Source organism: Psychrobacter sp. JB385 (assembly GCF_900163785.1).
Classification (GTDB): Bacteria; Pseudomonadota; Gammaproteobacteria; order Pseudomonadales; family Moraxellaceae; genus Psychrobacter.
The window spans coordinates 452,767-478,176 of record NZ_FUKN01000013.1; the positions used below are offsets into that span (position 1 = coordinate 452,767).

The window sequence follows — 25,410 nt, forward strand, 5'->3', positions numbered from 1 at the left end:
GAAGGTGACATTAAAAATGCACCGTAGAATCAATAACCGAGGCAGTTACCTATGTCAATGACAGCGCACTCTCAGCGCGGCGTGGCGCTCCTGACTATCCTGCTATTGGTCGTCAGTATCACTGTGGTCGCAGGGGCCATGCTTGCCAGTCAAAAAATTGCTATTCGGCGCAGTGGTTTGTTGTTTGATCAAGATCAATTATTACAAGACCTCAATGCAGGTCAGCAATTAGCGCTCACTATGATTCGGGCTGATGATAAGCTCAATGATACGGACAGCGAACAGGACATTTGGGCACAGCCCATACCACCATACACCTTGGGTAAGCATAGTATTGGTATCGAAGTGCGTGATGAGGCCAGCCGCTTTAATATTAATAATTTATATCAAAATGGTGCGGTTGATACAGCAGCTGTCGCCATGTTTCAAAGGCTGTTGACTCAATTAAATTTAGAGCCTGATATTGCTATTGCGGTACTTGATTATCAAGACACGGACAGTGAGGTGTATAAAGATGGCGGTGCTGAGGCGGCAGTATATACGCAGCAGTCAAATACGACGACCTTGCCCAATCAGTCTTTTGTGAGTATCGATCAGTTACAAGAAGTGAGAGGCGTCAACGCTGAAGTATTAAAAACACTACGTCCGTATATCACAGCGATGCCTTATTTTGTACCCGTGAATGTGAATACAGCCAGCCCTGTGTTGTTAGCGGCTTTGATGGACGGTGCTACAAGCGAGCAGATGCAAGGGCTGGTCGATATGAGATCAAAACAGGCAATCGCAACCGTTGATGATCTGTGGCAATTACCAGTGCTGAGCAGTTTGGACGACGCGCAGCGTAAAGAGACCTCGACGTTATTGGCGGTGGACAGTCAGGCATTTTTGGCGCTCATTACAGCAACCGATGGTGGTAGTGTCGGTCAAACCAGACAGCGCTTTGCAACCGTACTGATCAGTAAAACGCCAACGTATGCCAGCGTTATAGAAAGCAATAATGATGCTAATAACGGCGGTGCTAATAGTGCTAACAAAAATAACAGTGGTACTGAGAACGATGATAAAGCCAAGACCATCGAGATAGTAGCGCAGCGTCTTTGGGCTTTTAGACCCAGTTTTTGATAGGTATCAAAAAGCCAGTGATTAATCTTTCAAACGAGTCTCTTCACTCGACTTCCAGTTATAAGCGCCATAAAACAGCATCTGCGCTTGGCGAGTACAGTTATGTAGCATGAGATGCTTATTCTCTTCAACCTCATTCAAATCGACCTCATCGTCATGATCTTCTGTATAGGTCAGCTCCAACCAGTCAATGATCCAAGAAAAGAACATATTGACACCCGCTTCAGCCAATAAGCGACGATCATACCCATTGATATGGGTAAAGGCTGGCTGCAACGCCAGATCTTCCGCAAGACTGTGCGCGTGCTTTTTAACCAGCTCATTAATGGCTTTGCGCACAGCTTCTGAGCCACCATAACGCTCACTGACCAAAAACTGCCAGTAATAAGGCTGATCGCTGACCATATACAAAAACAGCTGAATACTTTTTGCAATCTGGCGATCAAAGCTGCGCTTGCGGCCTATCTGTAAGCTGTCGCTCAATATGGCGAGTGTGCCGCCCAACTCTTCTACCACAAGCGCACGACCCAGCGACTCCATATCATCGAAATGTCGATAAAATGCAGTCGGCACCACACCTACCTCACGAGTTACCTGCCTGAGGCTAATAGAGCTAAAAGACTGTCCTGTCATACACAGATCGAGCACTGCATTAAAAAAGGCGTGCCGAGTTTGAAGTTTCTTTTGTTCGCGACTGCTCATAATGGTTCAAAATTATCCGATAGGGGTTTATGATACTCATTTCAGCGCACAAATACGACTGAAATACGCAAATTGTATTCAATTACTACACCATTGCCCCCCAATGCCCTTGTAGCTCCTGCGCCAAACGATACGCTTCATGATCATTCATACCTGTAATAAAATCCAAGATGTTTAAGATATTATGGTAATGATTGTCTGTAAGTGTACGGTGATGCTCATCAAGATGGGGTTGGAGTAATCTCAGTAGGCGCTGCTGTTCAAAGGACATAGATAGTGAGGTGGAGGTCATTTGATTGCTTGTCCAAGCAAGTGGCATAAAGGCATCTAAGAGACGGTGCAAGCATTTGTTTGCCATCAGCTCCATTCTGACTTTGCTTGGATGATTGAATATCTGCTCACGTGCCAACTGTTTGGCTTGATTGATGCCATTTTGCACGCTTGCATCGCAATGATCAAATAGGCTGCCGGGCAGCTTTCCAGCCAGTAAAGCATTATTATTGTCCACAAAGGCATCGGTCACGGTATTGACCAGACGCATCATGGCACGTGCTCGCAATGAGGCCAAGCTTTGTCTGACCGACATATGTGCTGGTAGTTGAATACTGCTCGGACGCTCACCAATCAACTCATAAAAAATGCTGGCCACATCCGTATAGGTTAGCATATTCAAATTGATGCCATCTTCTAGATCAATTAAGGCGTAACAAATATCATCAGCCGCTTCTAGCAAATATGCCAGTGGATGACGGGCAAAGCCATCGTGCTGCTCTGATCGAGGTAAATGTAGCGTTGCGGCTAGTACTTCTAACTGTGCTGACTCACTATTAAAACAGCCAAATTTTTGTACGTTACTGACCATGTTGGGATTATTAACATCATTACTGTGAGTGGCAAGCCAAGGGTACTTCATAAAAGCGCCCAAGGTTGCACAAGTCAGCCGCATGCCGTCTTTATCAGGATGGTGCTCGTTGCGCACCAATAATCGAAACCCCTGTGCATTGCCTTCGTATGCCAACAGATCTAATTGCTCATCTATGCTTAGGTTTTGCAAAATTGCTTGAGGGTTGGGTTGCCGAAACCAATCACGAATGGCGTATTCTCCCGCATGACCAAATGGCGGATTGCCAATATCGTGAGCAAGACAGGCCGCTTGTACAATGACGCCAACATCGGCTGGCGAGATGCCAGCAGGAATACCACTATTTAATTGATCATGCAGTTTTTCTGCCGCCATCATACCTAAAGAGCGACCGATACAAGAAACTTCAAGTGAATGGGTCAAACGAGTATGAATACCAAGCTGATTGGTCAATGGGTGAACTTGGGTTTTTTGATTAAGCTGACGAAAAGAGTGAGAGAAAACCAGTCTGTCGTAATCTTTATGAAAGTGGGAGCGGGTGGTTTCACCAGCTTTAGGCGTTTTGGTTGAACCAAGTCGTTGAGCACTGAGTAAGTGTGACCATTGTGTGGTGGTAGAAGACACGGTTAGATGGTTAGACATTATTATTATAATCCCTGTGATGAACGGACAGTATTTACTCTATTGCTTCTTAGCATAGCAAAATAGTCGCATAGGTTCATCTGTTGTCGTTGCCTGATCTCAAACAGACAACGACCTCCTTTAAAGGGACAGTTATATGTATTAATCAATAAATCTTAGCTGTCTGCTTTTTGGCAATCAAACAATACGGCTTCAGCCTCTGTCGCGACACTGCCGTCCAACGTTTTATTGCTTAATACTGCTTTCGTGGCGTCAGCATTTAACTGCCATGTCATACCGGCATCATTCGCAATACCAATATCGGTCTCATACGCAGCACCAGTAGTATTATTTTGAGGTAAAGTCATGGCGGTTAGATCATACTCAATCCCATCGATCAATAAGTGGGCGCTGGTGGCAGGCTGGGCACTATCTTCAGGATCATAGTGAGCTTCAATGGTTTGTTCAGGCTGGCAGTTATAGGTCGTCATGTCTGCATGATCATGATGATGTCCTTCATGATCGTGTCCGTCGTGGCTATGTTCGTGGTCATGCTCTTCATGGTCGTGTTCCTCATGAGCATGATCTTCATGCTCAGCATGGACGTCCTCTGTCGTTGCCACTTCATTAGAAGTTTGCGGAGACTCGGTTTTTTGTTCGCAGCCTGCGCCTGCTAATAGAAAAGCCGCACAAAGTAAAACCGTTTTAGAGTGAGTAGGAGTAAGCGCTATCATGGGAATGCCTTTACAAATATAAAAGTAGGTGAATGAAAGTAACTACATTGTTACGTTATAATATAACATATAAACCATAAAAAAAACCAACATAGATTGCTCTACATTGGCTTTTACGCGTAAGACAAAATATATTACACGTTAAATCTAAAGTGCATCACGTCGCCATCTTGTACGATATAGGTTTTGCCTTCTAGGCGTGACTTACCAGCGGCAGCCGCACCTTTTTCACCGTTATATTCGATAAAGTCATCATAAGCGATGACTTCAGCACGAATGAATCCGCGTTCAAAATCAGTATGAATCACGCCAGCGGCTTGCGGCGCTGTGGCACCGACGGCGACTGTCCATGCGCGTACTTCTTTGACACCCGCAGTAAAGTAAGTCTGCATATCAAGCAGGTCATAGCCGCCACGAATCACTTGATCAAGACCGGCCTCTTCCATATCCATCTCAGCCAAGAAGTCTTTTTTGTCATCTTCGTCGAGTTGGGCAATCTCAGATTCAATTTGATTACAAAGCGCGATGACGATAGAGTCTTCACCAGTGGCGTAGTTACGGACGGCATCTAGATATGGATTGTTTTCAAAACCATCTTCAGAGACGTTAGCGATGTACATGGTCGGTTTTAGCGTAATCAAACCATAGCTTCTGATGAGTTTTTTCTCATCATCATCAAGATTGGCTGCGCGAGCGGCTTTACCTTCTGCCAGTAGTGGTTCAATCTTTTTGAACACATCCAGCATGGCGCTCGCATCTTTATCGCCGCCTTTGGCTTTTTTGGTTAGGTTCATTATGGCGCGCTCAACGGCTTCTAAATCTGCCAAGGCCAACTCAGTGTTGATGGTTTCGATGTCATCAATCGGGCTAACACGACCATCAACGTGCACGACATTGTCATCATCAAAACAACGTACCACATGGGCAATCGCGTCGGTCTCACGAATATTGGCTAGGAACTGGTTACCCATGCCTTCGCCTTTTGACGCGCCAGCCACCAAACCTGCGATATCCACAAACTCCATCGTCGTTGGCAATATGCGCTCAGGATTGACGATGTCAGCCAGTTTTTTTAGACGTGGGTCTGGCACAGGTACGATACCTGTGTTGGGATCTTTGGTACAAAATGGAAAGTTTTCAGCGGCGATACCCGCTTTGGTCAAGGCATTAAACAGGGTAGATTTACCCACGTTTGGTAGGCCGACGATGCCGCAATTAAAACCCATAACGTTCTCTCAATATAGTAATAAAATCAGTTGATGTACAACTTGCTCAAATAGTAAATCAAAATTGCGCATATTGTAGCAAATTTCACTCAATAGGGGTGAGGTTGTTATATTGGATAAACGGATTTTCATGAGACAGCATCTGTCAGGTTAGCTACTTGCACTATTATGATAAGCTAGGACTTGTTGCTTACGTTAAACGATTATTCAGTGGCATTAATCTAACTATTGAGTGCGCCGCAAACCCCATCAAAGGCAAGACTGTATCATGAAACCTACGATTTTTGACACACATCATTATAACTACCCGCAAAACTTCATTGAGATGAAACCCAAGCTTACGCGTCTCGAAAAAGCGATTGAGAAGCTTGAAGCCAATTTGATGACCGCGGATACTGACTTGTTGCAGCAACGGCTTGCTCATGATTTAGGATTAAAGATTGATTATGCCAGTGAGCTAAACGCTCATCAGCTCTTGGCTGCCACAACCATTGAAGGTAAGGTTTTGGTCATCGCGGGTGCAGGCTCTGGTAAAACAAAAACGCTCACTTATAGAACCAGTTATTTGATAGAAAATGGCGTGTCTCCCAAAGAGATTTTGCTGCTGACGTTTACCCGTAAAGCCGCCAATGAAATCAAAGGTCGCGCCAAGACCTTGCTGGCAAGTAGTCTCGCGAGTGATGGTGAGAGCCAAAAAGACAGTCAAGCGCTCAATGCGATTACCAGCTGTACTTTTCACTCGTTTTGTACCCTGCTGCTGCGCCAATATTCAGGATTGCTTGGTATCAATCCAAGGTTTACCATTTTGGACACGGGCGATAGCGAAGATGCAATCGACTTGATTAATAAAGAGAAAAAATACGCAACCAATATCACCAGCCAAGCTTTTCCGCGCAAAAAAACGCTGCAAAAAATATTTTCTACGTCTAGAAATCGGCGAATCCGTATCCGTGAGTTGATTGAAAATGGCTATCCCGATATTGCGACCCATACCCCTGCTATAGAGCAATTGGCGATTGATTTTCACGAATACAAACGCGCCAATCATTTATACGACTTCGATGATATTATCGGCCAAGTGGTACGTCACCTAAAAACCAATGACAAATTCCGTGAGCTGCTTCAAACGCATTATCGTTATGTCATGGTTGATGAATATCAAGACACCAATATTCCGCAAAAAGAGCTGATTGATCTCATCTGTACCCCCGAATCAGTCTCACTGATGGTGGTCGGTGATGATAACCAAAGCATCTACGCCTTTCGTGGCGCCAACTATGAAAATATTCTTTTATTTGGTGAAACATACCCTGATGCCAAGCTTATTAAGCTTGAGCAGAATTATCGCAGTACGCCCGCTGTCTTAAATTATATCAATGCCTTATCAGATGAAATCACATTAGGCTATCAAAAACAGTTGTATTCAGGCTCTCAAGTAGAGGGGATGAAGCCTGTTTTTTGCCGCTTAAGTAACGAAACCAAAGAAGCCAAATATATCGCCGATAAAGTCATCGCGTTAAAGTCAGAATATGATTATCAAGATTTTGCGGTATTGTGCCGAACGTCTTTTCAGTCTAATTATATACAGCTGGAATTTATGGAGCGTCAGATTCCATTTATTGTTGTCGGCGGTATTAAGTTCATTGAAAGGCGTCATATCAAAGATGTATTGGCATTTGTCAAAATACTTTATAACCCCAACGATACCATCTCTTGGCATCGTATCTTAACCTTGTTTAAAGGGGTTGGGTCAGTGACTGCAACACGCTTAACCCAAGCAATCACTGCGGATAATAATTCTTTTGAGCCATTACTGACGGCAAAATTTGCCAAAAAAAGTGATCAGTTGATGCCGTTATACAAGATGCTGAGTCAGGCCAATCAAGCAGATTCAGTAGAAAAAATTATTGCGCTGATTCTTGAGTTTTATATACCTGTCTTAAAAATCAATGAAGACAATTGGCGGGAGCGTAGCGAGGATTTTCGTGTCCTTACAAACTTAGCGAATGAGCATGACAGTCTGGACAGTTTTTTAGAAAATCTTGCACTCGATCCACCTAATGACTCAGTTGCTACCGCAGGCAAGTTTGAGCAAGGCGATGCGGACACTGATAAACTCACCATCTCTACCATTCATAGCGCTAAAGGGCTGGAATGGCCTGTGGTATTTGTGAATGCGTTGGTTGATGGTATCACGCCACACTACCGCTCATTGAGTGATTTTGCAGAGTTGGAGGAAGAGCGTAAGCTGTTTTATGTCGCTTGTAGCCGTGCGAAGAACCGATTGTTTTTGACCGCGCCAGATTATTTTTCGAGTTACTCAGGGTATTTTGATAAAGCCTCACGGTTCATCGCTGAGCTATCCATAGATAAGGTTGAAGTAGAAACGGTTAAGAAATCTATTAAAGAAAGTGATGAGCCAGTGTGGTGGTGAGTATGGATTTAGCAATCTCATTCCTTTTAAAAATGACCTACAAATAAAGGTATAGCCAAAAGTATTTAATAGTAAAAATATTTTTCAGATAAGGGTTTAATATTGAGCACAATGCGTTACTATTACCACCTAATTTGGTTAGACCTTTATATTTGATACTCTGTATTAACACCCTAAGAAAAGGATAGGTTATGCGCTATGAAGTTATCGTTATCGGTGCAGGTATGGTTGGCACGTCAATCGCGTGGCATCTACAAAAAAATAACTCAAATGTATTACTCTTAGACAAGAAATTGCCTGGGTCAGAGACCTCATATGGCAATGCAGGATTGATTCAGCGCGAAGCGATTCATACGCATCCTTTTCCGCGTCAGCTGACAGAGATGATCCGAGTATTGCCGAACCAAGGTACTGATATTCGCTACCGTATTCCAGCGATTCTGCGTTATCATCAAGCGCTGCTGCAATACTGGAAATACTCTACACCTGCGTCTGTCAAAAAAATCGAGTCAGAGTGGCAGACGCTGATTGAGCATTGCACTAGTGAGCACCAAACCATGATTAGCGCTTCTGGTGCTGATGAGCTCATTACTCGTGATGGTTGGTTACAACTACATCGCTCAGAAGAGACATTCAAAGAAGCGCAAGCATCCGCCATTGATGCGCGTAACCAAGGTGTTGAGCATAATGTATTAAACCTTGAAGAGCTAAAAGCAATGGAGCCTCGTGCCAATTTTGAAGGTTTCGTTGGTGCGATTCATTGGTTAAATTCATGGCAAGTATCAAACCCAAGCTCGCTTGTAAAAGCTTACGCAAAAAACTTCCAAGACATGCAAGGTACGATCAAAGAAAATGACGTAAAAGAAATCGTCCAAGAAGCGGACGGCTGGAAAATCATCACTGATAAAGATACATATTATAGTGATAAATTGGTCATCGCAGCAGGTCCTTGGTCAAATGATTTGATCAAACCACTTGGTTACAATCTGCCACTATTCCCAATGCGTGGTTATCATCAGCATTTCAAAGTGACAGAAAAAAATACCATCCATCACAGTATGTTTGATATGGACAAAGGTTTTGTCATGGGGCCAATGCAGCAGGGTATTCGTATCACCACGGGTGCTGAGATGACCACCATGAATGCGCCAAAGAACTTTGGTCAATTACAAACCGTATTGAAGCTTGCTAAAAAAATCTTGCCGTTAGAAGATGCGGTTGAGAGTGAAGCATGGGCAGGGTCACGCCCTTGTATGCCTGATATGAAGCCAGTCATCGGTCCTGCTGATAAGCATGACAAGCTATGGTTCGCCTTTGGTCACAGCCATCAAGGCTTCACTCTAGGGCCAATGACAGGTCGTCTTGTCGAAGAGATGATTCACGATAAGCCTACATTGGTCGATCTTGCACCATTTAGTGCCCAGCGTTTTTCTAACTAAGAGCGCATCTGATATAGTTAGCACAGACTTAAATTTATAAATTGAAGGATTATAATATGATAAAGAAGCTACATAGCACGCCACGTATGAGCAGAATTGTCGTCCACAACAAGACCGTATACTTATGTGGTCAGGTCGGTAATGCAGAAGACGATATCAAAGCGCAAACATTGACTTGCTTGGAAAAAATCCAAACGTTACTAGAAGAAGTGGGTAGCGATAAGTCAAAGCTATTATCTGTCACGGTTTGGATCAAAGACATGGCAGACTTTGCGGCTATGAATGAAGTCTATGACAAATGGTTTGAAGGCATCGAGCCGCCAGCGCGTGCGTGTGGTGAGTCTGCATTGGCACGTCCTGAGCTACTGGTTGAGATGATCGCCATCGCTGCTGAGTAATAAAATAGTTTGAAAGCTTGAATAAAGCAAAAAAGGACACGATAGCGATATCATGTCCTTTTTTTATGAGTATGTTTTTTATACGAAAGGATCTAGTTATATAAGCAATATTTTTTAGCGTAGCTAATAATATAAGAAATCTCGGTAAGCTAAATAAGCCTACATTATTCATTAATTAAATATAGTTAAATGCTAAAAGCGAATTATTTGACTATATTATTTACTATAAATAGAACTTATGTTCAATAAAGTTATGTGTTTTTCGAAACAAATGTTATCATAAATAATACAAATTAAATATAGTCAAAAAACTTAATCAACATAGTAACCCTATTTTTAGGTCAAGTAGGGGAGTTTCTAATTTTGGTTGACTATGGCTTACTTCATACTAAGATTTTAGGGGATTATCACGTGGGAATTATAGGGATTGGTTTATTTTTTATTACTTTGATCATTTGTATTATTTATGGGATTAAGTTGATTATCATTGCTTTTCAAGAATCAACTGCTTGGGGGCTCATGTATTTATTTGTACCCTTTGCCAATCTGTATTTTGTTTTCACTAGATGGGAAAAGACCAAATCACCATTTTTGAAAACATTGATCGCCATTCCACTATTCTTGATTGGATCCGTTATGATGGCATCACAATCATAATGTTAAATTTGAGTAGTATGAGTATGTTTAATATTCCTTTCATACATTCTAAGATGCCTCGTTGAAAATGAGCTGCTCTTATATATCAATTAATAAAAAATAGCACCCTCAAGTTATGAGGGTGCTATTGATTTAGAGGTAAATAGAGTCGATTTAGTATTGACGAACAAATATGCCAATATGCCAAAGGATTATTCTTATCTCACGCTTTGACCCAGTCGCATGGCTGCGGCAATATTGACAGCGGTGGTCTCAATATTGTGATAGGCCGCACTTAGCACATTATCAATGGAATCTATCCTTTGAATACTGGGCATAACCACATCGAACTGGGTGGTTTGAGCAGGTTTTAACCCATCAACACTGCCGCAAATAGCGATAACTGGTGTATGAGTGGCTTTGGCAAGTTGGCTGATGCCGCCCGCGACTTTACCCATTGCTGTCTGCTCATCAAGCTTACCTTCGCCTGTGATAACAAGGTCAGCATCAGCAATATGCTGCGATAAGCTGGCAACTTCTGCAACTGTGTCAAAACCTGATTTTAATTGAGCATGGCAAAAGCTCATCAACGCATACCCAAGCCCACCAGCGGCACCAGCACCAGCAACTTCCTGACATCTCTCATAGCCATGTGCATCACATATGGTGGCAAAATGACCAAGCGCATGGTCTAAGTCAATAACCTGTTGAGGACAAGCGCCTTTTTGAGGTCCAAAAATAGCACTAGCACCAGACTCACCACACAAAGGATTGGTCACATCACAAGCAACTTCAAATACTGTCTCCAAGATGTCTGCATGAAAACCAGTATTATCCAGTCTCTGTAAGTTGGCAAGCTCACCGCCGCCTTGTCCCAACATATTGTCATCAGCGCCATGAAAAGTCATACCGAGCGCGGTTAGCATACCAAGTCCTGCATCATTGGTCGCACTACCACCCAGACCGATGATAATGCGTTTGGCACCTTCACCCAAAGCATCTGCAATCAACTCACCAACACCATAACTACTGGCAATGACAGGATTACGCTCCGCGACAGTTAGTAGATGTAATCCGCAAGCCTGAGCGATTTCAATCACGGCAGTGGCATCTGGTAATAGCAAGTATTTTGCGGTAATCGGTCTCATCAGAGGATCATGTACACGCACCTCTTTCCAGCGTCCGCCCAACACGTATGACAATACCGCTGACGTGCCTTCACCGCCATCAGCCATAGGCAGTAACGTATAATCAGCGTCTGGAAACACCTGACTAAATCCAGACTGAATGGCATGGCAAACATCCAATGCATCTAAGCTTTCTTTGAACGAGTCGGGGGCGATTAAAATTTTCATGAAAATCCTTTGAGTATTTCAGTAAAGGCGTTTAGGCAAAATTGGTCAAATACAATCATCGACCAATCTGTCTTTTGCTATATTTGCCATCACAGGCAGATGGTCTAGGGTGTGTCCTCACTTTTCATGCATCTAGATACACATCAATTGAATTGAGGACACGCTCTAATAGGTTAAATAAATACTAAGGTCAATAGCCAGATAAATACGATACTGGTGACACCCTGAATACCAGTAGCCATCGAATGAGCCTTGTAAGCCTGCGCCACACTCATACGGCTAAACTGACTAACAATCCAGAAGAAACTGTCATTTGCATGTGAAACGGTCATTGCGCCTGCACCAATAGCCATCACACAAAATACACGACCAAGCTCGCTGTCTAGACCGATCTGATCCAACAAAGGCGCAACCATTGCAGAGGTAGTAACCAAAGCAACCGTGGTTGAGCCTTGCGCTGTTTTTAGCGCAGCAGATACGATAAATGGCATAAAGACGCCCAAACCCAATGCAGATAACGTGGTACCCAAATAGTCACCGATAGGCGTCACTTTTAGCATGGCACCAAATGCACCACCAGCACCCGTAATCAATAGGATGGGGGCAGCTACTACCAAGCCTTGCGAAATACTGTCACTAATTTGCTGCGTTTTTTGATCAGTATTGATAAGTAAAAAGGATAAAAACAAACCGATAAGTAGGGCAGTTAAAGGGTTACCGATAAATACAAGGATATCTGTCAGCATGCCGCTTCCAAAGGGCATACTTGGAAGATTGGCAACAGACGATAGGCAGATGAGCAAAATAGGGACAATAATAGGTAAAAATGCCATCGTTGCTGAAGGCAATTGACTATAATCATCGCGTGTTTTCATACCATCAGGCATGACTGCTGCAGGCGCATCGGCATCTATATTGTCAGGCGTAGCATTAAGAAAGCGGTTCGACCACCACCAGCCTGCCAATACAGCAACTGCTGTCACAACCACACCAACCATGATAACCAAGCCTAGATTTGACTCCAGCCCTAAGTTCCCTGCGGCGGCAATTGGACCGGGCGTTGGTGGGACAAAGGTATGGGTTGCATATAGACCTGTTGCCAATGCAATACTCATTGCCACACTCGACACTTTCAAGCGCTCGGCCAAAGACTCTTTTAAAGAGTTCAAAATGATGTAGCCTGAGTCACAAAAGACAGGAACCGATACCACAGCACCGACGATAGACATGGTTAAAGTAGGGAAGCGTGGCCCCAATACTTTGATCACAAACTCAGCCATCACAATGGCGGCACCCGTTTTTTCAAGAATTAGGCCAATGATAGTACCGAACACGATCACCAGACCAATATAGCCTAAGATGCCACCAAAGCCATCTGATATTGTCTTAGCAACAGTATTCAGTGGTACTTGATAAAAAAGCGCGACCAAAAAAGCTGACAATATTAACACTAAAAAAGGGTGCCACTTTAATTTTGCTGTGGCGAAAATAATAAAAAGAATGGTCAGCACCAGCCAAAATACGATCATTACTGCCTCTATATAGTTGATATTTTTGGGAATTATCCATGCAGCTGTCACTGAGCTGGGCATCAATAGCGATATGTGTTTTTAAAGGGGCATATTCTATCTTAAATACGCCTTTCTAGGAAATCTATTCAACACAGAGATGACGCTATTAATAGTGAAACTTCGTATTCTGCTAGTATGGGTTTTTGATTTTATATGTCACAGCATTAGGATGCTTGCTTCGAACACATTTACCCCGGCGTTGCCCAGTAACTTACTGATTAACTTGCTGATTGTAGGAGAGGCGAGTATTTTGTAGGAGAAGTGGGTATTGGAAATACTTCAGCTGTCAGTTTGTTGATAGCAAGGTTGGGTCATCTACCTATTGCTAATAGTATTGGTCGTGGTACAGGGCTAAATAATAAAGAATTACAGCATAAGACAGGCAGGAGTGTCCCGACTACCTACTATAGCCAATGAGTGCCTACGTCCTGAAAATTGTCTAGAGCGTAGCCAATTGGATTTTTGATCAAAAAAATAGCCAATTATCATGACCATTCGTTTCAAAATCAGATTTACTAATTATTCAGTATGGAGCGCGTTATTATCAGTAGTTGGCTACAAGTTAAGCGATTTTGTCAAACCAAGCTTTACTGTTTTTGGCAGTAATAGAATCAAAGCTCACATAGATACCTTGATCATCCAAAGTGGCGTACCAGTGATCTTCATTATTGCCAGTTAATAACTGGAAATATTTATTATTCACAATTCTACCGACTGTGTAAATCTCACCTTCTGAGTAAAAATCATTACCGCGTACACATAATAATTTATCATCAGTATTTATCATATCAGTACACCTTGTCAGTAATTAAGAGGCAAGTAGAGTAGCAACTTACTAAGTAACCTTGTAGATGACTTTATATACATAATCTTATTATTAAGTATAAGTTTTTTAACAGATTTATTGCAAGTAGTTGCTAAAGTGAATTATGAAGAAAATAATGAGGTAGAGGCAAACTTGCGTAGAGTCTATGGTGCCACACACGGTTAAAACCGTCATTGCTCAATATATTTATTCTGTTTACGTAGTGACACTCTGCCAAAATATAGGTATAAAAAAACCAGTGACTGGGCGCCACTGGTTTTTGTGTAGACTAAACTTAGATATTCAAAAGATTACTCTTCAGAATAGTCCTCGCTCTCGTCTGCAGCTTCTTCTTGCTCTTCGTTATTACCATCTTCAGATAGGATAGTAACTAAGATGCTAGCAGTAACGTCATGGTGTAGCTGAATATCAACATTGTATTCGCCAACTTGACGTAAAGTGCCTTCAGGAAGCTTGATTTCAGCACGGTCTACTTCTAGACCTGAGTTAGTCAATGCTTCAGCGATATCGCGAGTACCGATAGAGCCGAATAGCTTGCCTTCGTCACCTGATTTAGCACGCATGATAACATTAACGTCAGTTAACGCATCAGCACGTTCTTGAGCAACTGCTACTTCTTTTGCTTCTTCAGCTTCAAGTTCAGCACGACGTGCTTCAAACTTTTCAATGTTAGCTTTAGTAGCAGGTAGTGCTTTGCCCTGAGGGATAAGAAAGTTACGTCCGTAACCTGGTTTTACATCGACAGTCTCACCGAGTTTACCAAGGTTGACGATACGCTGTAACAAAATAATTTGCATGAGTCATTCCTAGTTAACGGTTAACCTTGATGGTTATCAGTGTATGGAAGTAGCGAAAGATAGCGAGCTTGCTTGATAGCAGTGGCCAACTGACGCTGATATTTAGTAGATGTACCGGTAATACGGCTTGGTACGATTTTACCATTATCACTGATGTACTGTTTTAGCAATTCAACATCTTTATAATCGATGTGAGTGATGCCTTCAGCAGTGAAACGGCAGAATTTGCGACGGCGATAGAAACGTGCCATGAGTATTCTCCTTTAATTAGTCTTCACTGTTGTCGTTGTCGTCATGATCGTTTTCACGATTGTCTGGACGACGAGTAGTTGCTTTGCGTGCGCGTTTTTCATCGGCATTCTTGGCTAACTGCGACTCTTCAGTGACAGCTTCGTCACGGCGCATAACTAGACTACGAATGATCGCGTCGTTATAGCGGAATAATTCTTCAAGTTCAGCCAAAGTTTCACCGTCAGTTTCAATGTTGAAAAGAACGTAATGAGCTTTGTGAATCTTGTTGATTGGGTAAGCCAGTTGACGACGGCCCCAATCTTCTAAACGATGGATAACACCGTTGTTGTCTTGAACTAACTTGATGTAACGCTCAACCATGCCAACCACTTGGTCGCTTTGGTCTGGGTGTACAAGTAACACCAGTTCGTAATGTCGCATTATGACTCCTTACGGATTAGTAGCTATTAACCCTATGTTAATAGCAAGGAGATTTATAAAGTAAGCCTGATTCTTAACCAATATGGTAAGCAATAAGCTTAGTTTATAAAGCGCCGTATTATAACAGTACTTTAGCATTAACACAAAGGTTAATCGCTTGGCACCTAGAATAAGCGCTAAAACTGACTTTTTAGTATCAACAAAAAAGCAACGATAGAACGCTGCTTGTTTATTGATACTAAAAGGAGGTTATATAAATAGCAGAAGGGGTGGTTAAACTTGAACCAAAAAACACTGGCTCAAACATTGACTACTTAATCTTAGGTTCTTTTACCAATTGACTGCTATCTGCTTTTACCACCAATGTTTTGGCAAGTTTGTCGTGCCAGCCGATGTTTTCAGGGCTTTTCGCTGCCATGTAATAATGAATAGCAATAATGACAAAACCTAAAAAGCTGGTGAATGAGAATAACAGATTATAGATGATAAAAAGAAACAGTGTACGCATACCCACCAGTTTGGTAAATGATGGCAAACGATGTGTGGTTTGATCTACCACACGAATACCCGTCAGCAGTTTACCAAGTGACTGACCACGTAACGTGATAAATATCAGTTGTAAGGCAAATAATCCAAAAACCATGACTTGTGACATCATCAGTGTGCTGCTAGGAAGACTTTCCATCAGCGTCATTGAATATTGATAAGCAACATCCATATTTTGAATGTTTTGGAATTTACTATAGTCCACATCCATCTTAGTCAATGCCAAGACGAGTGGAATAATGGCCAATATATACAGTAGACCATTAATAGCTGTTGCTAATACACGCGACATAATTGGCGCAAGCACAAGATCACCGACGACTTTGTCTTTGCCAGATTTGTTAAGGACAGACTTATTCAAAGACACATTGTGATGCGGTGTTTGATGACGGTTGCCTGTCATGTCTATCTTTGCATTTTTACTTGAGTCTTTTGAACGTTCAGGCTTGCCATATAATCTGTCTAACGATACGGACTTGTCACCTTGGGAGTGACTGGCATTGTCTTCAGGAAAGATGGTGACATTGTTGATGATAGAGTCGTTAACCTCTGAAGTGCCGACATTATTAATTCTATAGACTGTTTGATTGTTGGTTAGGTTACCAACTCGCTGCCATTGATCTAGGCCTTCATGCCACATCAAGTCATCCAGCAGTACCTCGCCAGATGCCAACATGATATTGAGCTGATCCAATGTGTATGGGCCAGCTTGTACGTTATTTCGAGCAAGGAAAATCTGCATAGTTGCCTGCATAGTTAGTCATATCTAAGTCATTATATTAGGGTCTATCTGAAAAAATCAAATAGACCCTAAAAGTGATATCTTTAACGACTGTGTGAGTTGCTCTGCTAAGTTAATACTGCAACTTAACATTGTGACTTAACGTGATGGCTTATTTTGTTTCTTCACCCGCTAAGAAGAACCAAGTATCAAGTACTGAGTCTGGGTTCAATGACACAGAGCTAATACCTTGCTCCATGAGCCAAAACGCTAAATCTGGATGATCTGATGGGCCTTGACCACAGATACCAACATATTTGTTTTGCTTACGACATGCTTCAATAGCCATAGTTAACAGCTTTTTAACAGCAGGGTCACGCTCATCAAATAGATGTGAGACGATACCTGAATCGCGATCGAGACCTAGCGTTAGCTGAGTTAAATCGTTAGAGCCGATTGAGAAACCATCGAAGTATTCTAGGAACTCTTCTGCTAACAATGCGTTGGTTGGTAGCTCACACATCATGATGACGCGTAAACCATTTTCGCCACGTTTTAGACCATTTTTACCAAGTAGCTCGATGACTTCTTTGGCTTCACCAGTCGTACGTACGAATGGAATCATGATTTCAACGTTGGTCAAGCCCATCTCGTCACGTACACGCTTCAGTGCTTTACACTCAAGCTCAAAACAGTCACGGAAGTTATCAGACACATAACGGCTAGCACCGCGGAAACCAAGCATTGGGTTCTCTTCTGATGGCTCGTATAGCTTACCACCAAGTAAGTTAGCATATTCGTTTGATTTGAAATCTGACATACGAACGATCACTGGCTGATCCATAAAGGCAACGGCTAAGGTTGAGATACCTTCAACCAATTTATCAACATAAAAGTCAACAGGTGAAGCATAACCTGCAATACGCTCATGAATGGCTTGTGAGATTTCACGTGGCAAGCTGTTCATGTTTAGTAGTGCTTTTGGATGCACACCAATCATACGGTTGATGATAAATTCAAGACGCGCAAGACCAATACCTTCGTTTGGCATTTGCGTGAATGAGAAGGCGCGATCTGGGTTACCGACGTTCATCATGACTTTGAATGCAAGCTCTGGCATAGACTCAACAGAGTTGGTCTGAACTTCAAAGTCAATTTGACTTTCATAAATGAAACCAGTATCACCTTCAGCACAAGAGGCCGTCACGTCTTGACCATCGACCAGCAGCTCAGTGGCGTTACCACAACCAACGATGGCTGGTACACCAAGCTCACGCGCGATAATGGCAGCGTGACACGTACGGCCACCACGGTTGGTGATGATGGCAGAAGCGCGCTTCATAACCGGTTCCCAATCAGGATCAGTCATATCTGATACCAATACGTCGCCTTCTTCTACTTTATCCATCTCGTTTAGGTTGGTCACGATACGGACTTTACCTGAACCAATACGTTGACCGATTGAGCGACCTTCACACAATATTTTGGCATTACTCGTATCGATGATGTAACGTTCCATGACGTTGCTGTCTTGACGGCTTTTTACCGTCTCAGGACGCGCCTGTACGATAAAGATTTCATTAGTGTCGCCATCTTTTGCCCACTCGATATCCATCGCTTGACCATAGTGCTTTTCGATGGTCATGGCTTGTTTGGCAAGTGAGGTTAGCTCTTCTGTAGACAACGAGAACTGCATACGATCTTGTTTTTCAACATCAACGGTTTTTACTGATTTTGCGGTACTGCCTTCATCACCGTAGATCATTTTCTTGTGCTTGCTACCAAGGTTACGGCGAATAACCGCAGGCTTACCATTTTCTAGCAGACGCTTTGAGATGTAGAATTCGTCTGGGTTAACCGCACCCTGTACAACCATCTCACCAAGACCATAGCTTGATGTGATAAACACCACTTGATCAAAACCGCTTTCGGTATCTAGCGTGAACATAACGCCAGCTGCGCCAGTCTCTGAACGTACCATACGCTGTACGGCAGCAGATAAAGCAACGCCCTCGTGCTCAAAACCTTTATGGACACGATAAGAGATGGCACGGTCGTTATATAGAGACGCAAATACTTCTTTAATAGCAATAAGGATGTTATCAATACCGCGAATGTTCAAGAAGGTTTCTTGCTGACCTGCAAATGATGCATCTGGCAAATCTTCAGCCGTGGCAGAAGAGCGTACCGCAACCGCGATGTCTTCGCCGCCGCTCATGGTTTCGAACGCCTGACGTACTTCTTGCTCAAGATCTTTTGGCAGCTCTTGCTCAATAATCCAAGTACGGATAGTTTTACCAGTAGCAGCAAGCTTATTCACATCATTGACGTCTAATGTTTTTAGCTCGTTATTGATTTTGTCCAGCAAGCCTGTTTCTGTCAAAAAGCGATTGAACGCATTTGAAGTTGTGGCAAAACCGCCTGGAACACTGACGCCCAAATCAGAAAGATGGCTGATCATCTCGCCAAGTGAGGCATTCTTACCACCGACCACTTCAATGTCGTCTTTTCCTAGCTGATCAAGATTGATTACAAGCGCTGTAGATTGAGCTGCCATGATAACTCCAGAAAATAAGGTTATTTAGTAAAGATTATAATGGTGGATTATACCGCTATATTCTGAGAATTTCGAGGGGGTAAATTAAAAAACTTGTGAAAAAAATACAAATTGTCAGATTTGCTACATAATTATTGACGTCACACTAAGTTATTATGAATGATCGCTCTGAAAGTTTTTAGCCAAAAATGAGATAATATCTGCTTTTAAAGGTGAAAAAGGATGCTGTCTTCTGAGTGAACGCCTGTAACATTGATTTCTATTAGTTCTCTAATATGCGTATAATGGATAGCATAAATAGTAGAGGCTTATCATTATATAGGTGTTCAATTTCAGCACTTAATACTCAGTGTTAAGATATCAAGTACCAAAATATTAAGTACCGAATTACGTGCTATATGAGAGCAGTCGAAGACAGATGAGAATCAAGCGCTACATGAAGGTTACTATTGTGTTATCAATCGAGGTGCCAACGTTATGTACTCAAGCAATCCTGCTGAACAAGTGAAACCCACTATTCAAAATCGAAATGCCCTAAATTTAGACAGCTCACAAGCCGTTAGAACGGCATTTTTTATCTCAGATGGTACAGCGATTACGGCTGAAACACTCGGGCGTGCTATTTTGAGTCAGTTTGCCTCGGTGCCTTTTGAGACGCGAGTATTGCCTTATGTAGATAGTTTGGAGCGCGCTGATGATGCGGTTGAGCAAATCAATATGGCCTATCAGCGAGATGGCTTGTTGCCACTAGTATTTGATACGATTGTCAATCCTGAGATACGTGAAAAAATCAACGCAGCCGAAAGCTGTAATCTGGACATGTATGAAGGGCTGATTGGACGCGTTGCTGAAGAAACAGGGGTAGAGCCAGATGGACATTCAGGTCATGCCCATGATGATGTGGATTCTGAGACTTATAAAGAGCGTATCGATGCGGTTCACTTTGCCTTAGACAATGACGATGGCGCACGTACTCGTCATTATAATGCCGCTGATATTATTTTGATTGGGGTATCGCGTTCAGGCAAAACGCCAACGTCACTATACCTAGCACTACAGTTTGGTATTCGCGCTGCTAATTATCCTTTGACTGAGGATGATCTGTATGACAATCAATTACCAAAAGCCTTGCGCGATCACAAAGACAAGCTATTTGGTCTATTAATCGATACTGACCGTTTAGTAAAAATCCGTCAAGAACGCCGTGCGGGCAGTCGTTACTCTAGCTATCAGCAGTGCCAGCAAGAGCAGCGTGCGATACAAGGCATCTATATTACTCACGGTATCCCAAGCTTAGATGTGTCTGAGATGTCTGTAGAAGAGATTGCCACCCGTATTTTGCAGATGACTGGTCTTAAACGCCGCATTGGCTAATACCATATGTATTATAAAAATAAGCGCTAAAAAATATTAGTATACGCCATTCACTATCATGTCATTATCATACAGAGAATATTATGATCTCAGCCTATAAATCGAGTAAGACGCCTTTATTGTTGACCAGTTTACTGAGTATGGCGACCTTGCTCAGTGCCTGTCAAACATCACCATTCTCACGTGAGCCAGTGCCTGAGCCGCGTTATATCCCGACCATCGTCTTAGGCGAAGCACAAACGCTCACTATCATGCCAAACCGAGTGGCCTGCGCCTCAGCCCTGCCAATGCAGTGCTTACTGGCCAAATCAAATAAAGATGGCAGCGTGTTTCAGATTCCTTATGACTGGGTTGATGACTTTAAACCAAGTCTTGGCACAGAGTATGTGATCAGTGCCCGCCCACAGATTGATCAAGCCAAACAAAGCCCGACGGGGTATTGGACATTGCAAAATATAGTGTCACAACGTATGGTGACCATGCCTTAGCGCTTGAGATTGATACATACTTGAGCTTGGTACAATGAGCTTGACTCAACCAAGTATTGATTTACTCATGGTCTAACCACCACATAAATAAGTAAATATAAAGAGGACATGATGGTAAGTAAAAAACCAAAAGACGCGACCAATGAAGTTGGCGAAGATACTCAAACCGAAGTCTCAAACAAAAAAAGCAACCTTACCCCTAATTCTGAACATACAGAAGGTAAAGATAAGGAACAAAAGATTGAGCAAACTCACGAGCAGGTGACGGATGATATCATGCACCATCCGCATCTTGTAAACCCACTCGATGACACGCGTATTGATATCAAATCTGGTTTTGCTAAAGATTTGAATCGCATCAAAGGCGATGATCATGAGTATGAATACGATGTGGTCATTTTAGGAGCAGGGCCAGCTGGTGAAGCGGCTGCCATGAAGCTGACAAAATCAGGCAAAAAAGTGGTGGTTGTAGACCCGCGTGACCAAGTGGGTGGCAACTCTACTCATGTGGGCACCATTCCAAGTAAAGCCTTACGTCAGTCAGTATTCAACTTAATTAACTTTCGCCGTGACCCTATGTTCACTAAGGCGATGGAGTACAAACAAGTTCCTTTAAATAGCGTACTGGCTAATGCTCGTCAAGTCATACGTCGTCAGGTAAATACGCACACACGGTTTTATGAGCGTAACCGTATTGAGGTGATTCAAGGTTGGGCAAGTTTTGTCGATACCCATACGCTGCGCATCGAAATTGATGACAATATGTTTGAGACCATTACCTTTAACAAAGCCATCGTGACTGTTGGTAGCCGTCCATATCGTCCAGACATTCTAGATTTTAATCATCCACGGGTCTTTGACTCTGATAAAATCTTACAAATGGATTATATCGTCAAAAAAATCATTATTTATGGCGCAGGTGTTATTGGCTGCGAGTACGCCTCTATCTTTACTGGTCTTGGCTATAAAGTTGATTTGATTAATAACCAAGATCAATTGCTCAGCTATTTGGATAGCGAAATTAGTGATGCAATCGCACACGATTTTAGACAGTTCGGTGTATTAATCCGTAGTAATGAAGAAATTGACCATTTAGAAACGCATGATGATTGCGTGATTTTGCACTTAAAAAGTGGTAAAAAAATCAAGTCTGATGCCATCTTATGGTCGAACGGACGTTCGGGTAATACAGAAGGTCTGAATTTGGAAGCCATTGGCCTCAAAGCCAACAGCCGTGGTCAATTAAAAGTTGACGACACCTATTGTACTGAAGTCAAAAACATCTATGCCGCTGGTGATGTCATTGGTTGGCCATCGCTGGCTTCTGCGGCTTATGACCAAGGCCGCTGTGCGGCAGCCTTTATGGTTGGTGATAGCGATGCTGAACCAGTATCTAGTGTCCCAACAGGGATTTATACCATTCCTGAAGTCTCATGTATTGGTAAAACAGAGCAAGAGCTGACGGATGAAAAAGTACCTTATGAAGTAGGGCAGGCATTCTTTAAGCACCTAGCACGTGCGCAAATCATCGGGGAGCGTAGTGGGGTACTGAAGATCTTGTTCCACCGTGAGACGTTAGAAATTCTTGGTATTCATTGTTATGGCAACCATGCTTCAGAGATTATCCATATTGGTCAAGCTGTTATGAAGTGTAAGAGTAATAACACGCTTGAGTACTTCGTCAATACCACCTTTAACTATCCAACAATGGCAGAAGCTTATCGTGTTGCAGCATTGAATGGTTTGAATCGAATCTTTTAATGTACCATTATTGATTGTAAGTTTTTTACAGATAGTACAAATAAAAAAGCGTCTACTGAATAAGTAGGCGTTTTTTTATTTTTGCCTTAATAAAAGTATTCATTAAAAGGCAGATTCGTTATTTATAAAGGGTGGAATAGGTCATAGCAGAGCTTTACGCTGCTGTACAGAATCGTACCAACGTATGAGCATCAGCAGCATAAAATAAAGTACCCATAGTCCTGCCAGTGCATAAAACCCTAGAGCAACTTGAGAGATACTGGCCCCCATTTGATTCAGCTGGACAGAGGTATTGATCGCCGGTGTGGTCGGTATGAGCCAGCGAATGATCTGTAAAAACTCTGGAAGTTGATAAGCGGGCCAAGGGTAACCGCTGACAAAAAACATTGGTAGTGAGCTAAAGATCAAAAGTTGCATACTGCGCTCACGTTGACGGAACCAGAGCCCAAGTACACAGCCAAGCGTCGCGACCGTCGGACAAAACAGTAGTAAAAATAACAGGCTACCGATCATATTCTGTCCGCGCGCATAGTGGTGGAGCTCAAATGCCCAGCCATAATAAAAACATCCAGTCATAAAACCAAACGTGCTGAGGGCTGCAATACGTCCAAGCCAGCCCCTTATACTCGCCCTATGACGCCGCTGTTCATACCACGTACCGACCAGCATAGCAGTTGACATCAAAAGTGTTTGCTGCAAAATCAGAATAGACACTGCGGGCACGACGTAAGCCCCATAGCCTTCGGTTTGGTTATATAAAGGGATGATTTTTAATGGTACTGCCTGAGTATTGGCGGTGGCAGTTGCAAGATAAGCGCCTTGAGCCACGTTTTTTTTGATTTTAATACCAGCAGACACCGTACTAACGGCTTTTAAAAATCCAGTTTGTACGTTTTTATTTAATAAAAAGTAACCACCATTACCCAAAACACTGACACTGGCTTCTTTTCCTGACATCACTTGCTGCTCAAGTCCGTTTGGAATCACCATATACCCAGCAATGTCATCTGACCATATGGCTGCTTTGGCTTCTTGTTCATTCAGAAAACGCTGTGTGTCTAACTGCGGGCTGGCACTTGCATAACGAATGATGGTTCGTGATAAGTTGCTGTTGTCGTTATCAACGATACCCACAGGCACATGATTGACCACTTCTGTTGAATAAGGCCAAGGATAAAAAAATCCATAAATGATGGGCGCAATCATGAGTAATAAAAGCACCCCCTTATCAGAAAATACGTCTTTAAGCGTCTGTAAAAAACTGCCTAAAAAATGTTGTGAGGAGTATTTGTCCGAATCATCTGCCGTGGTGAATGAGTGGTTTTTCGATGTTAATGACATTAGCGTGCTCCCCAACGCTCAGGATGCGCAAGCGCACGTTTGGTTAGTAGCGCAGTCAAAATCATGGCAATGCCTGTTGCAAGGGTCAGGCCATAAATAATTGGCAGCGACACGGCTATAGGCGCCTGCATCTGTAATTGCGCAATGTGCAGCTTTAAATAATGAGTGAGTGGCAATGCATCTGACCAATGTTTGGCACTGTCACTAATGGCAATGTAAGGAAAAGTCACCCCAGCAAAAGCGTAAGAAGGTGCTGAGATAAAGGCAGTAGAAGACAATCCCATACGCAAGGAGAAGGCACCCAAGGTAAAAATAGCGCCCAACCAAAAAGACAGCATGATGAGCAGTATGAGACCGATGTAGGTAATAATAAATGAGCCAATAGCGATCGATGTTTGAGGTGTGGCGAGCCATAATGCCAACATTGCCCAAACACTATACGCCACTGTTGGCCAAAAATATTTGCCCAACAACCCACCCAATATCACCAAAACGCTGGCTGGTTCATCGATTTTATGGCCTGACTGATGCTTATTGATAAAACGATACCAATGACCAAGATTTTTATCACGTAACTCACGACCAATTGTGGTTGCACCAATGACCATCGCCAAAATATGTAATAAAGCAGGAATAACGGTCGACGCCAAAAACTGTTGGTAATTGGTGGCGGCGTTAAACAAGCTGATACGCTGTATTTTGATGGGCGAGTAGGCAATGGCTGCTTGTGCTGGTGACATGCCTTTTTTGATCAAACGCTGTATCTCAACGCCTGCTGACAACGTACCAGCAACGGCTTGCACACTGGTCTGAATAATGCCTGAATGTGTACCGTACTGCGCATTGACTCGCAGTACTAGCGGAGCTGACTTGCCCGACAAAATGTTGCGAGAAAAGTTTTCTGGAATCACCACGATGGCATACACGTCGCGCTGCAAGATTGCCGCTTGCGCCTCAGTATCTGAGTAATAAAGCTGTCTTACGGTCAAAGTGGGGCTGGCTTCCAAATAGCGAACAGCCATGTTGGCAACAGGCCCATTATCTTGATCCATCACGCCAATGGGCAAGTCGGTAATCTGAGTCTGTGAGAATATCCACCAAACCATGAATACGGTTAGCAGCGGTAGCCAAACCACCATACTAAGATCCCATGGGTTTTTGGTTAAAAACCGCCGTTCGTAGGCCGCGCTGCGTATAAAAGCCCCACTCAGCTTAGTTAGACTCATG

22 protein-coding genes are annotated in these 25,410 nt (G+C 42.9%); 8 read left to right on the forward strand and 14 right to left on the reverse strand.

The features are described from left to right. The first annotated feature begins 51 nt into the window (after positions 1-51). Complete coding sequence (gspK, locus tag CZ794_RS09220) at positions 52-1,122, forward strand: type II secretion system minor pseudopilin GspK (RefSeq protein ID WP_256958931.1); 1,071 nt, start codon at positions 52-54, stop codon at positions 1,120-1,122. A gap of 21 nt (positions 1,123-1,143) precedes the next feature. On the opposite strand, the gene CZ794_RS09225 is transcribed toward gspK, so the two are convergent. The 4 genes from CZ794_RS09225 to ychF all read right to left on the reverse strand — a co-directional run bounded on the left by CZ794_RS09225 (position 1,144) and on the right by ychF (position 5,267). Then, the gene (locus CZ794_RS09225; RefSeq protein ID WP_087041306.1) at positions 1,144-1,824 is read right to left on the reverse strand and encodes a TetR family transcriptional regulator; all 681 of its coding nucleotides are present in this window, start codon (positions 1,822-1,824) and stop codon (positions 1,144-1,146) included. 85 nt (positions 1,825-1,909) lie between these two features. Further along, on the reverse strand, positions 1,910-3,328 hold the full coding sequence (locus tag CZ794_RS09230; protein ID WP_087041307.1) for a deoxyguanosinetriphosphate triphosphohydrolase: 1,419 nt from the start codon (positions 3,326-3,328) through the stop codon (positions 1,910-1,912). 155 nt (positions 3,329-3,483) lie between these two features. Then, positions 3,484-4,041 (reverse strand): hypothetical protein, encoded by a 558-nt coding sequence (locus tag CZ794_RS14075; protein WP_087041308.1) that lies wholly within the window; start codon positions 4,039-4,041, stop codon positions 3,484-3,486. Between the two features lie 134 nt (positions 4,042-4,175). After that, on the reverse strand, positions 4,176-5,267 hold the full coding sequence (ychF, locus tag CZ794_RS09240; protein ID WP_087041309.1) for a redox-regulated ATPase YchF: 1,092 nt from the start codon (positions 5,265-5,267) through the stop codon (positions 4,176-4,178). Positions 5,268-5,535: 268 nt separating this feature from the next. On the opposite strand from ychF, the gene CZ794_RS09245 reads away from it, so the two are divergent. The 3 genes from CZ794_RS09245 to CZ794_RS09255 all read left to right on the forward strand — a co-directional run bounded on the left by CZ794_RS09245 (position 5,536) and on the right by CZ794_RS09255 (position 9,538). After that, positions 5,536-7,701 carry an ATP-dependent helicase gene (locus tag CZ794_RS09245; protein WP_087041310.1) on the forward strand — a complete coding sequence of 722 codons (2,166 nt, stop codon included), beginning with the start codon at positions 5,536-5,538 and terminating at the stop codon, positions 7,699-7,701. Between the two features lie 191 nt (positions 7,702-7,892). After that, positions 7,893-9,140 carry an FAD-binding oxidoreductase gene (locus tag CZ794_RS09250; protein WP_087041311.1) on the forward strand — a complete coding sequence of 416 codons (1,248 nt, stop codon included), beginning with the start codon at positions 7,893-7,895 and terminating at the stop codon, positions 9,138-9,140. 59 nt (positions 9,141-9,199) lie between these two features. Then, complete coding sequence (locus CZ794_RS09255; protein ID WP_062845869.1) at positions 9,200-9,538, forward strand: RidA family protein; 339 nt, start codon at positions 9,200-9,202, stop codon at positions 9,536-9,538. An 854-nt stretch (positions 9,539-10,392) separates the two neighbouring features. Here CZ794_RS09255 and CZ794_RS09265 read toward each other — a convergent pair. Together CZ794_RS09265 and CZ794_RS09270 are read right to left on the reverse strand one after the other, a co-directional pair. Continuing rightward, positions 10,393-11,529: a glycerate kinase gene (locus CZ794_RS09265; protein ID WP_087041312.1), complete on the reverse strand. Its 1,137-nt coding sequence runs from the start codon at positions 11,527-11,529 to the stop codon at positions 10,393-10,395. 173 nt (positions 11,530-11,702) lie between these two features. Next, entirely contained in the window at positions 11,703-13,058 is a 1,356-nt protein-coding gene (locus tag CZ794_RS09270; RefSeq protein WP_087041313.1) for a GntP family permease, read from the reverse strand. A gap of 303 nt (positions 13,059-13,361) precedes the next feature. Between CZ794_RS09270 and CZ794_RS09275 the strand changes: the two genes are divergently transcribed. Beyond that, entirely contained in the window at positions 13,362-13,517 is a 156-nt protein-coding gene (locus CZ794_RS09275; RefSeq protein ID WP_087041314.1) for a nicotinate-nucleotide--dimethylbenzimidazole phosphoribosyltransferase, read from the forward strand. Positions 13,518-13,662: 145 nt separating this feature from the next. On the opposite strand, the gene CZ794_RS09280 is transcribed toward CZ794_RS09275, so the two are convergent. The 6 genes from CZ794_RS09280 to ppsA all read right to left on the reverse strand — a co-directional run bounded on the left by CZ794_RS09280 (position 13,663) and on the right by ppsA (position 19,219). After that, positions 13,663-13,887: a hypothetical protein gene (locus CZ794_RS09280; RefSeq protein WP_087041315.1), complete on the reverse strand. Its 225-nt coding sequence runs from the start codon at positions 13,885-13,887 to the stop codon at positions 13,663-13,665. Positions 13,888-14,216: 329 nt separating this feature from the next. Continuing rightward, on the reverse strand, positions 14,217-14,723 hold the full coding sequence (gene rplI / locus CZ794_RS09285) for a 50S ribosomal protein L9 (RefSeq protein WP_087041316.1): 507 nt from the start codon (positions 14,721-14,723) through the stop codon (positions 14,217-14,219). Positions 14,724-14,743: 20 nt separating this feature from the next. Next, a complete protein-coding gene (gene rpsR, locus CZ794_RS09290) occupies positions 14,744-14,974 on the reverse strand; it encodes a 30S ribosomal protein S18 (protein ID WP_010198808.1) in 231 nt (76 codons plus the stop codon). A 16-nt stretch (positions 14,975-14,990) separates the two neighbouring features. Next, a complete protein-coding gene (gene rpsF, locus CZ794_RS09295; protein WP_062844273.1) occupies positions 14,991-15,395 on the reverse strand; it encodes a 30S ribosomal protein S6 in 405 nt (134 codons plus the stop codon). Between the two features lie 310 nt (positions 15,396-15,705). Then, a complete protein-coding gene (locus CZ794_RS09300; protein WP_087041317.1) occupies positions 15,706-16,695 on the reverse strand; it encodes an RDD family protein in 990 nt (329 codons plus the stop codon). A 139-nt stretch (positions 16,696-16,834) separates the two neighbouring features. After that, positions 16,835-19,219, reverse strand: coding sequence for a phosphoenolpyruvate synthase (gene ppsA, locus CZ794_RS09305; protein ID WP_087041318.1), 2,385 nt, complete (start codon positions 19,217-19,219; stop codon positions 16,835-16,837). 477 nt (positions 19,220-19,696) lie between these two features. Here ppsA and CZ794_RS09310 point away from each other — a divergent pair, with 477 nt between their 5' ends. The 3 genes from CZ794_RS09310 (at position 19,697) to sthA (ending at position 22,842) form a co-directional block, all read left to right on the forward strand. After that, positions 19,697-20,593: a pyruvate, water dikinase regulatory protein gene (locus tag CZ794_RS09310; protein ID WP_062844276.1), complete on the forward strand. Its 897-nt coding sequence runs from the start codon at positions 19,697-19,699 to the stop codon at positions 20,591-20,593. An 83-nt stretch (positions 20,594-20,676) separates the two neighbouring features. Next, entirely contained in the window at positions 20,677-21,081 is a 405-nt protein-coding gene (locus CZ794_RS09315) for a hypothetical protein (protein WP_087041319.1), read from the forward strand. Between the two features lie 111 nt (positions 21,082-21,192). Continuing rightward, positions 21,193-22,842: a Si-specific NAD(P)(+) transhydrogenase gene (gene sthA / locus CZ794_RS09320; protein WP_087041320.1), complete on the forward strand. Its 1,650-nt coding sequence runs from the start codon at positions 21,193-21,195 to the stop codon at positions 22,840-22,842. A gap of 141 nt (positions 22,843-22,983) precedes the next feature. On the opposite strand, the gene CZ794_RS09325 is transcribed toward sthA, so the two are convergent. Then, the gene (locus CZ794_RS09325; protein WP_087041321.1) at positions 22,984-24,183 is read right to left on the reverse strand and encodes an ABC transporter permease; all 1,200 of its coding nucleotides are present in this window, start codon (positions 24,181-24,183) and stop codon (positions 22,984-22,986) included. Beyond that, a complete protein-coding gene (locus CZ794_RS09330) occupies positions 24,183-25,409 on the reverse strand; it encodes an ABC transporter permease (RefSeq protein ID WP_087041322.1) in 1,227 nt (408 codons plus the stop codon). The genes CZ794_RS09325 and CZ794_RS09330 overlap by 1 nt, the downstream gene beginning before the upstream one ends. Between the last annotated feature and the right edge of the window lies 1 nt (position 25,410).

Bases quoted from the DNA above. Each gene is read 5' to 3' on its own strand.
- gspK (WP_256958931.1), top strand. From the start codon at position 52: ATGTCAATGACAGCGCACTCTCAGCGCGGCGTGGCGCTCCTGACTATC.
- CZ794_RS09225 (WP_087041306.1), bottom strand. From the start codon at position 1,824: ATGAGCAGTCGCGAACAAAAGAAACTTCAAACTCGGCACGCCTTTTTT.
- CZ794_RS09230 (WP_087041307.1), bottom strand. From the start codon at position 3,328: ATGTCTAACCATCTAACCGTGTCTTCTACCACCACACAATGGTCACAC.
- CZ794_RS14075 (WP_087041308.1), bottom strand. From the start codon at position 4,041: ATGATAGCGCTTACTCCTACTCACTCTAAAACGGTTTTACTTTGTGCG.
- ychF (WP_087041309.1), bottom strand. From the start codon at position 5,267: ATGGGTTTTAATTGCGGCATCGTCGGCCTACCAAACGTGGGTAAATCT.
- CZ794_RS09245 (WP_087041310.1), top strand. From the start codon at position 5,536: ATGAAACCTACGATTTTTGACACACATCATTATAACTACCCGCAAAAC.
- CZ794_RS09250 (WP_087041311.1), top strand. From the start codon at position 7,893: ATGCGCTATGAAGTTATCGTTATCGGTGCAGGTATGGTTGGCACGTCA.
- CZ794_RS09265 (WP_087041312.1), bottom strand. From the start codon at position 11,529: ATGAAAATTTTAATCGCCCCCGACTCGTTCAAAGAAAGCTTAGATGCA.
- CZ794_RS09270 (WP_087041313.1), bottom strand. From the start codon at position 13,058: ATGATCGTATTTTGGCTGGTGCTGACCATTCTTTTTATTATTTTCGCC.
- CZ794_RS09280 (WP_087041315.1), bottom strand. From the start codon at position 13,887: ATGATAAATACTGATGATAAATTATTATGTGTACGCGGTAATGATTTT.
- rplI (WP_087041316.1), bottom strand. From the start codon at position 14,723: ATGCAAATTATTTTGTTACAGCGTATCGTCAACCTTGGTAAACTCGGT.
- rpsR (WP_010198808.1), bottom strand. From the start codon at position 14,974: ATGGCACGTTTCTATCGCCGTCGCAAATTCTGCCGTTTCACTGCTGAA.
- rpsF (WP_062844273.1), bottom strand. From the start codon at position 15,395: ATGCGACATTACGAACTGGTGTTACTTGTACACCCAGACCAAAGCGAC.
- CZ794_RS09300 (WP_087041317.1), bottom strand. From the start codon at position 16,695: ATGCAGGCAACTATGCAGATTTTCCTTGCTCGAAATAACGTACAAGCT.
- ppsA (WP_087041318.1), bottom strand. From the start codon at position 19,219: ATGGCAGCTCAATCTACAGCGCTTGTAATCAATCTTGATCAGCTAGGA.
- CZ794_RS09310 (WP_062844276.1), top strand. From the start codon at position 19,697: ATGTACTCAAGCAATCCTGCTGAACAAGTGAAACCCACTATTCAAAAT.
- CZ794_RS09315 (WP_087041319.1), top strand. From the start codon at position 20,677: ATGATCTCAGCCTATAAATCGAGTAAGACGCCTTTATTGTTGACCAGT.
- sthA (WP_087041320.1), top strand. From the start codon at position 21,193: ATGGTAAGTAAAAAACCAAAAGACGCGACCAATGAAGTTGGCGAAGAT.
- CZ794_RS09325 (WP_087041321.1), bottom strand. From the start codon at position 24,183: ATGTCATTAACATCGAAAAACCACTCATTCACCACGGCAGATGATTCG.
- CZ794_RS09330 (WP_087041322.1), bottom strand. From the start codon at position 25,409: ATGAGTCTAACTAAGCTGAGTGGGGCTTTTATACGCAGCGCGGCCTAC.